At 62.7% G+C, this 15287-nt stretch carries 13 protein-coding genes; 1 reads left to right on the top strand and 12 read right to left on the bottom strand.

All coding sequences use genetic code 11. The features are described from left to right. Position 1: 1 nt before the first annotated feature. The 5 genes from C1H69_RS00980 to C1H69_RS00960 form a co-directional block, all read right to left on the bottom strand. Entirely contained in the window at positions 2-1771 is a 1770-nt protein-coding gene (locus tag C1H69_RS00980) for an SLC13 family permease (RefSeq protein ID WP_102651556.1), read from the bottom strand. A gap of 218 nt (positions 1772-1989) precedes the next feature. Continuing rightward, complete coding sequence (locus C1H69_RS00975; RefSeq protein WP_102651555.1) at positions 1990-2196, bottom strand: cold-shock protein; 207 nt, start codon at positions 2194-2196, stop codon at positions 1990-1992. Positions 2197-2506: 310 nt separating this feature from the next. After that, on the bottom strand, positions 2507-2713 hold the full coding sequence (locus tag C1H69_RS00970; RefSeq protein WP_043517745.1) for a cold-shock protein: 207 nt from the start codon (positions 2711-2713) through the stop codon (positions 2507-2509). A 237-nt stretch (positions 2714-2950) separates the two neighbouring features. Beyond that, positions 2951-4603: a GMC family oxidoreductase gene (locus C1H69_RS00965; RefSeq protein WP_102651554.1), complete on the bottom strand. Its 1653-nt coding sequence runs from the start codon at positions 4601-4603 to the stop codon at positions 2951-2953. A gap of 228 nt (positions 4604-4831) precedes the next feature. Continuing rightward, positions 4832-6343, bottom strand: coding sequence for a CoA-acylating methylmalonate-semialdehyde dehydrogenase (locus C1H69_RS00960; RefSeq protein ID WP_102651553.1), 1512 nt, complete (start codon positions 6341-6343; stop codon positions 4832-4834). 177 nt (positions 6344-6520) lie between these two features. On the opposite strand from C1H69_RS00960, the gene C1H69_RS00955 reads away from it, so the two are divergent. Next, entirely contained in the window at positions 6521-7432 is a 912-nt protein-coding gene (locus tag C1H69_RS00955; RefSeq protein ID WP_102651552.1) for a LysR family transcriptional regulator, read from the top strand. A 25-nt stretch (positions 7433-7457) separates the two neighbouring features. Here C1H69_RS00955 and C1H69_RS00950 read toward each other — a convergent pair whose 3' ends face one another. The 7 genes from C1H69_RS00950 to C1H69_RS00920 form a co-directional block, all read right to left on the bottom strand. Next, a complete protein-coding gene (locus tag C1H69_RS00950; RefSeq protein ID WP_102651551.1) occupies positions 7458-8261 on the bottom strand; it encodes an ABC transporter permease in 804 nt (267 codons plus the stop codon). Further along, positions 8258-9145 carry an ABC transporter permease gene (locus C1H69_RS00945; protein WP_102651550.1) on the bottom strand — a complete coding sequence of 296 codons (888 nt, stop codon included), beginning with the start codon at positions 9143-9145 and terminating at the stop codon, positions 8258-8260. The genes C1H69_RS00950 and C1H69_RS00945 overlap by 4 nt, the downstream gene beginning before the upstream one ends. Continuing rightward, positions 9129-10301, bottom strand: a complete 1173-nt coding sequence (locus C1H69_RS00940) for an ABC transporter ATP-binding protein (protein ID WP_102651549.1) — start codon at positions 10299-10301, stop codon at positions 9129-9131. Before C1H69_RS00940 ends, C1H69_RS00945 begins: the two co-directional genes overlap by 17 nt. A 13-nt stretch (positions 10302-10314) precedes the next feature. After that, complete coding sequence (locus C1H69_RS00935; protein WP_102651548.1) at positions 10315-11430, bottom strand: substrate-binding domain-containing protein; 1116 nt, start codon at positions 11428-11430, stop codon at positions 10315-10317. A gap of 185 nt (positions 11431-11615) precedes the next feature. Next, complete coding sequence (locus tag C1H69_RS00930) at positions 11616-12695, bottom strand: NAD(P)-dependent alcohol dehydrogenase (RefSeq protein WP_102651547.1); 1080 nt, start codon at positions 12693-12695, stop codon at positions 11616-11618. A gap of 180 nt (positions 12696-12875) precedes the next feature. Next, entirely contained in the window at positions 12876-13442 is a 567-nt protein-coding gene (locus tag C1H69_RS00925; protein WP_102651546.1) for an NnrU family protein, read from the bottom strand. Positions 13443-13651: 209 nt separating this feature from the next. Beyond that, positions 13652-15142 carry an FAD-dependent oxidoreductase gene (locus C1H69_RS00920; RefSeq protein ID WP_102651545.1) on the bottom strand — a complete coding sequence of 497 codons (1491 nt, stop codon included), beginning with the start codon at positions 15140-15142 and terminating at the stop codon, positions 13652-13654. Between the last annotated feature and the right edge of the window lie 145 nt (positions 15143-15287).

The raw sequence follows: 15287 nt of genomic DNA, 5'->3' as shown, positions 1-15287 counted from the left end.
CTCAGAACGGCCAGAACAGCGGTATGAGAGGCAGCGCCACCGCGGCCACCAGCAGGTTGAGCAACCCACCCACGCGCAGGTAGTCGCCAAAGCGATATCCGCCGGGCCCGTAGACCATCAGGTTCGTCTGGTAGCCGATAGGGGTCAGGAAACTCGACGATGCGGCAAACATCACTGCCACGACGAAAGGCATCGGATTCACGCCCAGACTTTCTGCACTGGCCATGACGATGGGAAAGATGATCACGGCGGCGGCATTGTTGGTCACCAGCTCGGTCAACAGGGCCACCAGGAGATACGTGCCCAGAAGAAGCAGCCAGGGATTGTCGTCGGCGAACCCAAGCGCCTTGCCAGCCAGCATTCCAGCGGCACCGGAGCTTTCCAGTGCCGCTCCCAGCCCGAAGGAAGCCGCAATGGTCAGCAGGACCTGGGTGTCCATCCCCCGCTTGGCCGCGCTCACCGTGCAGCAGCCGGTCACCAGCACCAGCAGTGCTCCCAACATGGCGGCGTTCATCATGCTCATCACACCGAAGCTGGCCAATGCGATGACGCCCACCAGGATGCTCCAGGCCAGCCAGGCCTTCTCGTGGACCGGCCGCGCCGAACCATTGAGCTGACTGATCAACAGGAAATCGCGCGACTGACGATGGCGTTCGATGAAGGGTGGCCGCGCTTCCAACAGCAGCACATCGGATGGCTGTAACCGTACCTGCCCCAGGTTGCCGGCCACCCGCTCACCGCCACGACATACCGCCAACACTGCCGCACCATAAAGCGTCCGGAAGTGGCCATCCCGAATTCGCTTGCCGACGAACTGACACTGGTCGGACACCACGGCTTCGACCAGACGGCGCTCCTTGAAGTCCTTTTCCAGGCTCGACTCACCGTGACGGGACGGGATCAGACCACGAATCTGTTGCAGTTCCACCGCCGCCGTCGAGGTACCGGCGAATACCAGTCGATCGCCTCCCTTGAGACGCTCACCCGGACCCACCACGCTGACCACGTTGCCACCCCGATCGATCTCTACCAGAAAGAGCTCCTGCAAATGACGCAGCCCCGCTTCTTCCACGGTCTTGTCCACCAGGGAGCCGTTGGGGTCGACTTCCATTTCGATCGTGAACTCGCGGGGGTTTTCGAAAGCCTGTGCCGCTTCACGGCGCTGAGGCAGCAACCGATGCCCCAGCAGCATCAGGTAAGCCAACCCGACGATAGCGACCGGCACACCAACCCAGGCGATATCGAACAGGCCCATGGCAAGCTCTGGATAGCGATCCGTCAGCAGACCATGCACCACCAGGTTGGTGCTGGTGCCGAACAGGGTAACGGTGCCGCCGAGGATCGATGCGAAGCTCAGCGGCATCAACAGGCGATGGGAGGGAATATTCAGACGGCGGCTCCAACCGAGAACCGCGGGAATATAGGTAGCGACCACCGGGGTGTTATTGAGAAAGGCGCTGAGCGAGGCGACCGGTAGCAGCAGGCGCGCCAGTGCCCCTCCCCGGGTCTTCGGGCGCCCCAGCACATGGCGAATGATCAAGTCGATGCCGCCGGTTTCCCGGATGCTGGCAACCATCACGTACAGAAAGGCCACCGTGAACAGACCGCTGTTGGAAAAGCCGCCCAGCGCCTCGCCAGTATCGATCACACCCAGTGTCAGCAGCAGGATCAACGCGCCGAGCAGTACTATATCCGGCCCGATACGCGTAAAGGCCATCAACGGAAAGACCGCGATGACGACAGAGAGCGTGATGACGACATCAAACGACATGGAGCATCCAAGAACGAGAGAAGAGTCTCGCTATTGTGCCGCCCACATCTTATTCCATAAAGATATTTGTAGAAATTTATCTATTCTTTATAGAGATATATCAACCTGCCATTGCGGGGAGCCCGCCAAAAACGTCCCAACCAAAAAAAAGCAGGGCCCGCTTTCGCGGGCCCTGTTCAGCGCTGCCTTGCGGCAGCGCACATCCAGACGATCAGGTGTTAGCTGACGATCTTGATGTTGGAAGCCTGGAGACCTTTCTTGCCCTGGGTGACGTCGAAGGAAACCTTCTGGCCATCTTGCAGGGTCTTGAAGCCGTCTGCCTGGATCTCGGAGAAGTGCGCGAACAGGTCGTCGCCGCTGTCGTCCGGAGAAATGAAGCCGAAGCCTTTAGTGTCGTTGAACCACTTGACTGTACCAGTAGCCATTGTCGAATTCCTCGAATAGCGTTTTGTGTTGCCGGGAAATACCCGAGTTGCAGTGGGTAAAACAAGAAACTTTCACCGGGCGACCGATGCTATGGAGCTTTCGATGACCACTTGCGATGTTCCACTTGCCAACCAACCGAGCTCAGCTTGCCCCCTCCACTGACGGAGGTCAAACATTATTTGCCGTGATCTGCTGATTTACCGGGCCATTGCCCAGCGCTGCGACAGGGATACACAAACAAGCAGAGCCCGCCTAAGCGGGCTCTGCGGTGCGCAACCCGGGGGTTGCGCTCACCATGACATTCGACGATCAGTCGACTGACTTGATGTTGGAAGCCTGAAGGCCTTTCTTGCCCTGGGTGACGTCGAAGGAAACCTTCTGGCCGTCTTGCAGGGTCTTGAAGCCGTCAACCTGGATCTCGGAGAAGTGTGCGAACAGGTCGTCGCCGCCTTCGTCCGGAGAAATGAAGCCGAAGCCTTTAGTGTCGTTGAACCACTTGACTGTACCAGTAGCCATTGTCGAATTCCTCGAATAGCGTTTAATTTGCCGGGAAATACCCGAGTTATGCTGGGTAAAACAAGAAAATTCACCGGGAAATCGATGCCATGAGCCTTCGATGACCACTTGCGATGTTCCACTTGCTATCCAACTGGCAAGCAGGATGCGCCATTTATCGGGCCACGTCAAATACTATTCTCACGCAATGGCCGAACAGGCATCGATTCGGAAAGAGCGCGGCCGGCCAGGCGGGCTTCAGGCCCGGTCTGCCAGGATCCACCCTGCCGCTTTCTCGGCGATCATCAACGTTGGCGAATTGGTGTTGCCGCTGGTGATGGTCGGCATGACACCGGCGTCCACGACGCGCAGTCCCGCCACTCCGCGGACCCTGAGACGCGAGTCCACCACAGCCATGGGATCGTCGTCACGCCCCATCTTCGTCGTCCCGACGGGATGAAAGATGGTGGTCCCGATATCACCGGCGAGCCTGGCCAGTTCCTCGTCGCTCTGGTACTGCACCCCGGGCTTGACCTCCTCGGGCTCGTACTTGGCAAAGGCTGGCTGCTCGGCGATGCGGCGGGTCACTCGCAGCGAATCCGCCGCGACCTTGCGATCCTCTTCGGTGCTCAGGTAATTGGGCGCGATGGCCGGAGCCTGCCCCGCATCGCGATTCTTGATACGCACGCTGCCCCGGCTGGTCGGGTTGAGATTGCACACGCTTGCGGTAATGGCCGGGTAGTCATGCAGCGGCTGGCCGAATGCCTCCAGGCTGAGCGGCTGGACGTGATACTCGATATTGGGATGCTCGTAATCCGGCGAGCTGCGGGTGAAGGCGCCCAGCTGCGAAGGCGCCATGCTCATCGGTCCGGTTCGCCTGAAGACGTATTCCAGGCCAATCAGCCCTTTTCCGAGTAGCGTGCTCACCATGGTATTGAGCGTCTTGCCCTTCTTCACCCGGTAGACGGAGCGGATCTGCAGGTGGTCCTGAAGGTTCTCGCCCACCCCGGGCAGTGCCTTGACCAGGGGGATGTCGTGTTCGGCGAGCAGTGCCTCCGGGCCGATGCCCGAGAGCTGGAGCAGCTGCGGAGAACCAATGGCGCCGGCGGAAAGAATCACCTCACGGCTTGCCTTCACCATGATGTCCTTCCCGGCACGCACGACCCGCACACCCACGCAACGCGGTTCCCCGTTCTCTCCCGACTCGATGCCGAGCCGCTGCACGTGAGTGGAGTGCCAGACGGTGAGGTTGCTGCGCGACTGACCATTGCGCAGGAATGCCTTGGCGGTATTCCAGCGCCAGCCGTTTCGCTGATTGACCTCGAAGTAGTCGACCCCTTCATTGCAGCCGCGGTTGAAGTCTCTCGTCCTGGGAATACCCGCCTGCACGGCGGCTTCGGCAAAATCATCGAGCACCTGCCACTTCAGGCGCTGCTTTTCCACGCGCCACTCTCCCCCATGGCCATGGAAGCGACGATGCTCGTCATCGCCGTCCCCCGCCGCGTCCAGACGATAGTGGTTCTCGTGCTTGATGAAGTCCGGCAGGCAATTTTCCCAGCGCCAGGCATCATCCCCGGTCACGGCCGCCCAGTGATCGTAATCACGTGACTGACCGCGCATGTAGATCATGCCGTTGATGCTGGAGCAGCCGCCCAGGGTCTTGCCCCGGGGGTAGATCAGGGAACGGCCGTTGAGCCCCCTGTCGGGCTCGGTGCGAAAGCACCAGTCGGTACGCGGGTTGTTGATGCAGTAGAGGTAGCCCACCGGGATGTGTACCCAGTGGTAGTTGTCGCGCCCGCCCGCCTCGATCAGCAACACCCGGTTGGCCGGATCGGCGCTCAGGCGGTTGGCCAGCAGGCAACCGGCGGTACCGGCGCCCACCACGATATAGTCGAACTCCTGCTCTGCCATGGCGTGCTTCCTCTCGACATGCCGCCGGCAACCTGAGCCAACAGCAAAGCCTCTCTCTTATGTACGGCAGTTGATGCCCGTTCGAGGCTGATCCGAGGGGAAGACCTGCGAGGAGGCGCTGTGAACCCATCCCTGGGCGCTACATTTGCCTTCCCTGGCAAATGACCTCCTCTTCGATCTCCCCTCGGCGCCTCTCACTAACGTCGTGCGTATTTCTGCCAGCAGGACTCACTTATGGGTCGGCATGGAGAACTCGGCACCGGCGTTGATCGAGTCGGACCAGCGCTGCATGATCGACTTCTGCTTGGTGTAGAAGCGCACGCCCTCTTCGCCGTAGGCGTGGGTGTCGCCGAACAGCGAGCGCTTCCAGCCGCCGAAGCCATGCCAGGCCATGGGCACCGGGATCGGCACGTTGATACCCACCATGCCCACCTGTATCCGACGGCCGAACTCGCGGGCCACGCTGCCGCTCTCGGTGAAGCAGCTCACGCCGTTGCCGAACTCATGGTCGTTGATCAACTGGATGGCGGTGGCGATGTCGGGCACCCGCACGCAGGCCAACACCGGGCCGAAGATCTCTTCCTTGTAGATGGTCATCTCGGGGGTGACGTTGTCGAACAGCGAGCCGCCCATCCAGAACCCTTCGGCGCAGCCATCACCGGTACTGGCAATATCGAAGGAACGGCCGTCGACGACCAGTTCGGCCCCCTCGGCCACGCCTTTCTCGATATGGCCGGTGATGCGCCGGTGAGCCTGCCGGGTGACGATGGGCCCCATCTCGGCGTCAAGCTCCATGCCGTTCTTGACCCTCAGCGCCCGGGCCCGCTCCGCCAGCCGCGGCACGAGCTTGTCCGCCACGTCACCGACCAGCACCGCCACGCTGATCGCCATGCAGCGCTCGCCGGCCGAGCCGTAGGCGGCACCGATCAGCGCATCCACCGCCATGTCCAGGTCGGCATCGGGCATTACCACCATGTGGTTCTTGGCGCCGCCCAGGGCCTGCACGCGCTTGCCATGATGGGCGCCACGCTCGTAGATCAGGTTGGCAATCGGCGTGGAGCCGACGAAGGAGAGCGCCTGGACGTCCGGATGCTCGATCAGCGCCTCGACGGAGTCCTTGTCACCCTGCAGCACGTTGAACACACCGTCCGGCAGCCCGGCCTGCCTGAGCAGGTCGGCGATGAGCAGCGAGGGGCTGGGGTCCAGCGGGCTGGGCTTGAGAATGAAGCAGTTGCCGGCGGCAATGGCGATGGGGAACATCCACATCGGCACCATCACCGGGAAGTTGAACGGGGTGATGCCAGCGACCACGCCCAGCGGCTGGCGCACGGTCCAGTTGTCGATACCGGTGCTGACCTGCTCGGTGTAATCCCCCTTGAGCAGTTGCGGGATGCCACAGGCGAACTCGACGATGTCGATGCCCCTGGCCACCTCGCCCTGGGCGTCGGTGAACACCTTGCCGTGCTCGGCCGTGATGGCCGCCGCCAGGTCGTCCTTGTGGATATTCAACAGCTCGAGGAACTTGAACATCACCCGGGCGCGACGGATCGGTGGGGTGTCGGCCCAGGCGGGAAAGGCGGCCTGGGCCGCGGCCACCGCGGTATCGACATCGGCCCGGGAGGCCAGCGCGACCTGGCCACTGATCTGGCCGGTGGCGGGGTTGTAGACGCTCTGGGTCTGGCCGGACTCCCCGGCTGTCATTCGACCGTTGATATAATGCTCGATGCGGCTAGTGGTCATGGCGGTCTCGTCTTGTCATTGGCGGCGATCAGTGTCACGGGGCGTCATCCGTCGCTCTGGGCTATCAGGCGCCGTCGTGTATGCGTCTAGACTACCGCTGCCGAGCCAGGGATCAATTGAGATATTCAAAAGGGAGATATAAGATTCGCTGATATCACTAGCCTTGCGGAGCGCGCCATGCAGGACCTGCAGACCCTACGCGCCTTCATTACCGTCGCCCGGGAAGGCAGCGTGTCGCGGGCCGCTGAACGGCTGCACCTGACCCAGCCGGCGGTCAGCCTCAAGCTCAAGCAGCTGCAACAGACGCTTGGGCTGACGCTGTTCAAACGTCGCCCGCAGGGCCTCGAGCTGACCGCCGACGGCCAGGCTCTGCTGCCGGCCGCGGAAAGAACGCTTGCCACCATGGCCGCCTTCGAGCAAAGCGCCCAGGCCCTGCACAGCACCCTCCGCGGCAGGCTGAAGATCGGCACCATCGTCGACCCTGAGTTCATTCGCCTCGGCGCCTTCCTGCATCGACTGGTGGAACGCGCGCCGCAGCTCGAGACGGAGCTGCAGCATGGCATGAGCGGCACGGTTCTTGATTGGATCAAGCGAGGCGAGCTGGACGTGGGTTTCTTCCTGGCCCCTCCGGGCCAGGGTCCCGCCGCCTCCGCCGCCGAGAGCCCCGGGGTCATGCATCGTGAGCTGACCCACTTCCACTACCATGTGATCGCCCCCGCCGGCTGGGCCTCGCGGCTGGTGCGCACCGACTGGGCAAGCCTGGCCGCCCTGCCCTGGATCGTCACCCCGCCGAACTCTGCACACCATCGGCTGCTGAAAGGCATACTGGAACCGCTGGGGCTCGTGCCCAACGGCGTGGCCCAGGTCGATCAGGAAGCCTGCATGCTCGACCTGGTGCGCGCCGGTGTGGGCCTTAGCCTGGCCCGGGATGCCCTGGCCATGGCCGAGCGCCAGGAGCGTGGCCTGGTCGTCGCCAAGGGCGTGCGCCTGCCCTGCACGCTGTGCTTTGCATGGCAGCGCGAGCGCAGCGAGGAACCCGCCATCGCCGCGGCCCTGGAGGTGCTTGGGGAGGTCTGGCCACAAGCTTGAACGGCACGTGACTCAGCCCCTGGGCTCAAGCCCTTGCCCTGGCGGCTTCCTCCCGCCGCCGCTTGACCTCGTAGGCAACGGCGAGCACCACGGTGACGAGGATCAGGATCAGCCCCAGCGCATTGACCGCCGGCGTCAGGCCGGTACGCACCTTGGAGGCGATGTAGACGGTCAGGGTGGTGTCGTAGCCCACCACGAACAGGGTGGTGTTGTAGTTCTCGAAGGACTGCAGGAAGGCGATCACCGCTGCCGAGAGGATCGCCGGCTTGAGATAGGGCAGCAGGATGCGCCGGAACATCTGCCACTGGCTCGCGCCCAGGTCCAGCGCGGCACGCTCCATGGTGCGATCGAAGCGCTGCAGGCGCGCCGTGACCATCAGCATGACGTAGGCGGCAATGAAGGTCGCCTGGCCCAGCACGGTGAGAAAGATGCCGCCGCTCACCCCGAACTGGCGCCAGAAGATCAGCGTCGAGATGCCGATGATCACCCCCGGCGTCAACAGCGGCGAGAGAATCAAGGCATAGAGGAACGGCTTGGCGCGGCTCGATACGGTGTTGAGAAACAGCGCCGTGGAGATGCCGATGGGCACGGCCAGGCAGAGCACCCCGAAGGCGACGATCACACTGTTGCCCAACGCCTGCCACATGCCGCCGTCGGCCGCGAGCTCCCCGAACCACCGCAAGGTGGTGCCATCCCAGGGGGTCACCGTGGGAAAACGGCTGTCGTTGAAGGTGGCCGCCGCCATGATGAGCAGCGGCAGAAAGAGATAGAGGAAGAACACCACCACATAGAAACGCAGGCCAAAGGCCAGCAGGCGTTGCGAGCTCACTTGGCGATATCCCCCAGCCCAACCTTGAAAAGTTTCATGACAAGCGACATGAAGCCGATACACAGCACCAGCAGCAGGAAGGCATAGGCCGCCCCCTGGTTCCAGTTGCCGCCCTCGAAGAACCAGTTGTAGATGATCTGGGTGAACCAGCGGCTGCCGGGCGAGCCCAACAGGGCCGGCACCGCGTAGCTGCCGGCCGCCAGCATGAACGTCATGATGCAGCCGGTGGCGATACCCGGCTTGGCATGGGGAATGACGATGCGCCGATGGGTACGCACGGTGCCCGCCCCCAGATCGCGTGCCGCCCTCACCTGGTTGTCGTCGAGGCTTTCGATGGCGTTGTAGACGGGAAAGACCATGAACAGGATGTAGGCGTAGACCATCCCCACCATCACCCCGCCATCTCCGCTGAGGAAGCGTATCGGCCGATCGATGAGCCCCGTCATCATCAGGACCTCGTTGAGCGGCCCCCGGAAAGAGAGGATGATGAACCAGGAATAGGTGCGCAGGATCTCGTTGATCCAGAATGGAATGATCAACAGCAGGATGCAGAGCGCCGCCTGCCGCGGAGTCGCCACCTTGGCCAGGTACCAGGCCAGCGGGTAGCTCACCACCAGCGTCAGCACCGTGACCAGCACGCTCGACCAGAGGGTCTTGAGGAAGATGGAACGATGGATGTCGTTGCTGAAGAGAGTGGCGTAGTTGCCCAGGGTCAGGCGATCGTCCGGCCCTCCTACCTGCGCCGGCAGGAGGTTGGGGCGCAGCGAATAGTCGATCATCTGCAGCTGCGGCAGAGTCACCATCACAATCAGCCAGATGCCGAGCAGGGTGAGGATCGCCGCCGCCAGTGGCCCGCCGAAGCGCGCCCTAAGCTGACGGAACATGGGCGCCTCCCGTCACCGTACGCTCCTCCACCATCTCGCCGGTGGTCTCGTCGACCACCGGCCTATCATCGGGAAGCACCACCGCATCCGCCGGGTCATAGCCGAACGTCATCCTCTGGCCGACGGTGAGGGAATCCGCGTATTGCCGCGAGACCTCATGGCCGAGTTGTACCCGCAGCGTCTCGCCGGAGGCCGATAGCCGGGTTTCCAGCATTACCGAGGCGCCTTCGAAGTGCACCGCTTCGACGTCCCCTTCCAGCCGCGGTCCGGCAGCATCCGCCGACACCGGCTTGAGGTGTTCGGGACGCACGTAGAGCGCGACCCGTTCGCCGTTGCCCAGTTCAACGCCCTCCCCGGCACACCCAGCCAGCTCGCCCAGGACCCCGCCGTCGAGCCGTATCCGCTTGCCTTCGCGGTCGATCAGCCTGGCTTCCAGCCGATTGGTCTCCCCGACGAAGGCGGCCACGAAGCCCGTCGCCGGGCTGCGGTAGAGCGTCATGGGATCGGCGACCTGTTGAATCCGTCCCGCCGACATCACCGCCACCCGGTCGGACATGGTGAGTGCCTCGCCCTGGTCGTGGGTGATATAGATGAAAGTAATACCGGTCTTGCGCTGGATAGTCTTGAGCTCGGCGCGCATGTGCTGGCGCAGCTTCAGGTCGAGGGCCGAGAGCGGTTCGTCGAGCAGCAGCACGCGGGGTTCCACCGCCAGCGCCCGGGCAATGGCCACCCGCTGCTTCTGTCCACCGGAAAGCTCGGTGACCCGTTTGGGACCGCTGCCCTCCAGGGCCACCAGGGCCAGCAACCGTTCAGAGACCTCGCGGCGCGCCTTCTTGTCGACACCGCGCACTTCCAGGCCGAATTCGATGTTCTCGAACACCGTCATCAGAGGGAAGAGCGCGAGGTTCTGAAAGATCATCGCCGTGGGGCGCCGGTTGACCGGCACCCCGGCCATGGGCTCCCCACCGATGTGCACCTGCCCCTGGCTGGGCACGAGAAAGCCGCTGACGATATTGAGGAGCGTGGTCTTGCCGCAGCCCGATGGGCCGAGAAAGCTGAAGAATTCCCCCGACTCGATCGTCAACGACGTCGTCTCGATGGCGGTGAAGTCGCCGAAGCGCATCACCACCTCGTCCAGCCGGACGCTTCCCTCCATGCTCACGTCGTCCTCATGCCGAGAGATAGCGATCTTGGTACTCGTTGCGCAGCGCCACGTACCAGGGTTCCTGGATCGGCCACCACCAGAGGTTGGCCAGGTCCTGCTCGGTGTAGGAATCGGTGAAGAACTGGCGTGTCTCGTCGGGGAGCAGTTCAGTGGCTCCCTTGGACGTGGAGTTGTAACCGGTGGCCCTGACGAACATGGCGCCGGCCTCGGGGGTGTAATACCAGTTGATCAGTTCGTAGACGGCATCCGGGTTCTGCGCATTCTTGGGAATCACGAAGCCTTCCATCCACGCCATGGCCCCCTCCTTCGGTGCACCGTAGGCGATATCCTCGCCCTCCTGCTGGAGACGGAAGGCGGTGGAATCCCAGGTCTGTCCGATAATCGCCCCATTGGTGCGGAAGGCGGCCTGAGCCTCGTTTTCGGTGTCCCAGAACTGCACCAGCATGTGCTTGTGCTTGACCGCTTCCTCGAGGATCACGTCGAAGTTGGCGCGCATCGCCTCTTCGCTCTTGTAGGAATCGAGCATGGGAAACGGCAACATGCCCTCGCGCTCCAGCCACAGGCCGATACCCACCAGGGCCGAATGGCCGCGCACCGTTATGCCCTGGCCGTGCTCAGGATTCCATAGGTCGGCATAGCTGAGGTTGGCACGATCCAGCTCGACATAGCGGCGATGCCAGGCAATCGCCTCGGTGCCCCAGTCGCTGGGCGCGAAGTAACGCTTGCCGTCCACTACCCCACCCACCTCGGAACCCTCGATGGCACTGTCCAGGGCACCGCCCCAGTCGATCCGCGACTCGTCCAGCGGCTGCACGAGGTCATAGTCCAGATACCCCGGCACGCGATCGACGGTGGGCATGATGACATCGAAGCCGCTGCCGTCCGCCGCCCGCAGCGAATTCATCAACTCGTCGTTGGTGCCATAAGGGGTGAAGGTAGCGCGAATACCGGTCTTCTCGGTGAAGTCGGCCAGCATCTCGTCGGTGAAGTAGCCCGCCCAGGCATAGATGCGCAGGGTCTGCTCCTGGGCCAGCACCTTATTGATATAGAACGACGGTACGGTAGCGGCCGCGCCGACAGCCAATGTGCCCTGCAGGAAACGGCGACGGGTGAACGACATGACGGTCTCTCCATGTAGAGTCAGACACAGGGTGCTGGGGTCAGGCGGCCAATACCGCCCAATCCTTATCGCGCTACTTCATGACGGCGGAATGAACATTGAATGACCGTTCAATACCGTCGAAATAGATTAGCACTCCGTGAGGAAGGCTCCGCACGTCGTTTCAACGCTAGTCCCGAACTCGCTCAACTCGCCTGGATGGCCACCTTGAGCACACCGTCGCGCTGGAGAGAAAAGAGATCGTAGGCATCGGCGATCCGCTCCAGCGGGTAGCGATGCGTGACCATCGGGCCAAGGTCCACCCGGCCTGTTTCGATCACCTGCATGAGTCGACGCATACGCTCCTTGCCGCCGGGGCAGAGCGATGTGACGATCTTGTGGTCGCCAAGCCCGGCACAGAACGCACCGAGGGGAATGGTGAGATCGCCCGAATAGACACCGAGGCTCGACAACGTGCCGCCAGGCTTGAGTACCTTCAGCGCCGACTCGAAGGTGGACTGCAGCCCGAGCGCCTCGATGGAGGCGTCCACCCCACGGCCACCGGTGAGCTTGAGGATTTCCGATACCACGTCGACCTTGCGGAAATCCAGCGTCATGTCGGCGCCCATCTGGCGTGCCATCTCGAGCCGCTCGTCGACACCATCCACGGCGATGATCAATCCGGCTCCACGCAGCCGGGCTCCGGCGGTGGCGCACAGGCCGATGGGCCCCTGGGCAAAGATGGCCACCGTGTCGCCAATCTTGATGCCGGCCGACTCCGCCCCGGCGAAGCCGGTCGACATGATGTCGGGGCACATCAGCACCTGCTCGTCGGTGAGGCCGTCCGGAACCGGTGAAAGGTTGGCCTGGGCGTCCGGCACGAGCAGGAATTCCGCCTGGGCACCGTCGATCGTATTACCGAAGCGCCAGCCACCCATGGGCTTGTAGCCGTGGGCATGGTGGCCGCCATCCTGTGCGCTACAGCCATCCTGGCAGGCGTAGGAGGTAAAGCTCGGGCAGATGGCACCGGCAATGACTCGCTGGCCCTCGGCATAGCCCTGCACGTTGGCCCCCAGCTTCTCGATCACCCCCACCGGCTCATGGCCAATGGTCAATCCCCGCTCCACCGGGTACTCGCCCTTGAGGATATGCACATCGGTGCCGCAGATCGTGGTCGTGGTGACACGAAGCAGGGCATCGTTGGGCCCGATCTCCGGAATCGGTTTGTCATCGATCTCGATACGTCCCGGCTCGACGAAGATGGCCGCTTTCATCATGGCTGGCATGATCATTCCTCTGTGGACAGTCCAGACCCAAAAAATGGCACCCTAGTAGCTGTGGCACAACGCCCTGGAATTCACCTTGACGTATATCAAGATCGCAGAGAACACGCAAAGATGAACCATCCCGACAACGAGACACGCCGGCAAAAGCCGGCGCGGTTGCGATGCAGAAGCGGCGGAGGCTCACATCACCGGCACACCGGTGATCCAGACATGCAGGTGGAAAGCGAAGAGATAGTAGGCGATCAAGCCGCCGACCACGGTAATGGCCGTACCCGTCACGCGGGGTGTCGTCGGCGGAACCGGCTGACGACGGCGGGCGGAGCGAAAGTCCAGCACGGCCCAGGCCAGGAAGGCGCCGAAGAAGACGATGTCCCCCAAGCGACCATTGGCCAACAGGTGCGCCAAGGCCCATACCTTCACCGCCAGCACCATGGGATGACCCAGCTTGGCCTTGATATGGTTACCGGGCACATAGGCCGCTACCAGCAGGATGAAAGCCGGAATCATCAGCAACGCAACGGCGTGGCGCAGGCCAACCGGCGGAAACCACACCCAGGTGGGGTCGAGACGCGTCTGGCCGTAGCCCCAGATGGCGATGGCCAGACCAATGATCGATACCACTGAAAAGATCGCTTTCCAGCGCATCCCGCCCATGTGCTGGATCTGTGCGGTGCGCCAGTCTTCGGCAAAGATGCGGACGGAGTGGATACCAAGAAATATCAATAGCCCGAGAATCATCACGGTCATGGTGGAACTTCCCCTGCGGTGGCTTCTTATCAAGGCACAGCTTAACCACCCCGCTTCGCTACACCAAGGACTGCATGTACATTGCGCTTGAAAGCACCGGCTGTCGTGCCGTCCCGATGACCACGGAGTCAGGGCGCTGGCGCCAACCCGCATCAGGCGCTCCCCATACTCTCGGCATGCTTTCCGCCAGGATGGGCCCGAGGCCCCCACTAGTCCGGACGGTCACGTCGCTCCAGCGGCTGATAGGCGGGCCCTTCGATGACGCCACCGCCATGGTCGAAGCGGCTGCCGTGACAGGGGCAGTCCCATGTCGACTCGGCGGCGTTCCAGTGCACGATGCACTTCATATGGGGGCACACCGCCGACAGGACCTTGAGCTCACCGGCTGCGGTACGGTGTATCGCCAGCTTCTCGCCATCGACGCTCGCGACCCTGGCCTGGCCCGCACGCACCTCGTCGAATTCCTTGAGCTTTTCGGTGCCCAGATAATCCTTGACCATGTGCTTGGTGACCGTGGCGTTCTCCTTGGCATACTGCGCCGCCGATTTACCGAGGGTGAGGCGCCGGGAGTCAAAGCGGGCCTGCCAGGGGTTGGCCCGGCCCATTATCTGGTCGGCGATCAGCATACCGGCCAGCGTTCCCCATACCAGACCATCGGCAGCGAAGCCGGTCGCCATGTACAGGTTGTCATGCCCATGCATCCTGCCGATATATGGCAGGCCGTCGGGTGAGCTGTACTGCTGGGCGGACCATTGGAAGGTGAATGCCTCTACATCGAAGTGGGCATTCAGGTAGTCGCGCAGCAGTTGGTAATAGTCCCCCCTGTGCTCGCCGGTCTTGTGCTTCTCCCCGATCACCATTAGATGCCGTTCACCGGCATGGCGGTAGCTGCGCAGGGAGTGAAAGGGGTCCAGCACCCAGATGATGCCTTCCGGGTAGCGACCACTCTTCAGTCTGGCGCTGACGGCGTACTCCCGGAAGACCAACATGCCCCCCTGCAGCAGGTTGATGCCTTTCGGAGTGTGGGTCGCGTGTACGATATGCGGGGCCGAGACTCGTGCCGTATCGGTCAGCACGACGCTCTCCTTGGCATTCACCTCGCGTACGGGACTATGCTCGTGGATCACGACACCCCGCTCGCAGGCCGCCCTGCCCAGCCCCTGGGTGAATTGCAACGGGTTGAATTGGGCCTGGCCGTGGATCTTGAGTCCCTGGGTCTCGAACGGCAAGCCGGGATCATCCGCTATCCGCACGTCAAGCCCGGCACCGACCAGGGCATCATATTCGTCATTCAGGTCGAGGCTCGTCTTGTCATCGTTGTCTGCCATGACCCGGTAGGCCGGTTGCCGATGAAAGTCGCAATCGATGGCAAAACGCCCGATAAGTGCCTCAATATGATCGATCGCCTCGCTGCGTGCCTTGGCCACATCGCCTGCCACTTCCTCGCCCCACTTCCTTTGCAAGGGAGCGTGGCCCGAGGCCAGCGTGCTGTACAGGTTGCCGGTAGCTCCCCCGGTTCCCCCCGCGCCAACCGTCAGCGCTTCTAGCACGATGACACGCTGTCCGGCCTCGGCCAGTCGCAGTGCCGTCATCAACCCGGTAATACCGGCCCCGATCACCACCACATCGGCTTCGGTGTCCTGCCGCAGGGGCGAGTACTGCGCAGCATCCTTGCTGCCTAGCGTCCAGATGGCTTCCATAACGACTCCCTCTATCCAATCATTCAGCTTCCATTCCTGATCACAGTTATAGAAGCCATCGGCAGAGGATGCGAATGCCCATCTCGATGTCCTTCGTGGCGCCTGTCGTGCGTTTCATCCGGGAAGTGACAGCGCGAACCTGACG

It is taken from the genome of Billgrantia endophytica (assembly GCF_002879615.1).
In the GTDB taxonomy this organism is placed as follows: domain Bacteria; phylum Pseudomonadota; class Gammaproteobacteria; order Pseudomonadales; family Halomonadaceae; genus Halomonas; species Halomonas endophytica.
Note: the sequence above shows the minus strand (reverse complement) of the source record. Positions and strands in the feature narration are given on the sequence as shown.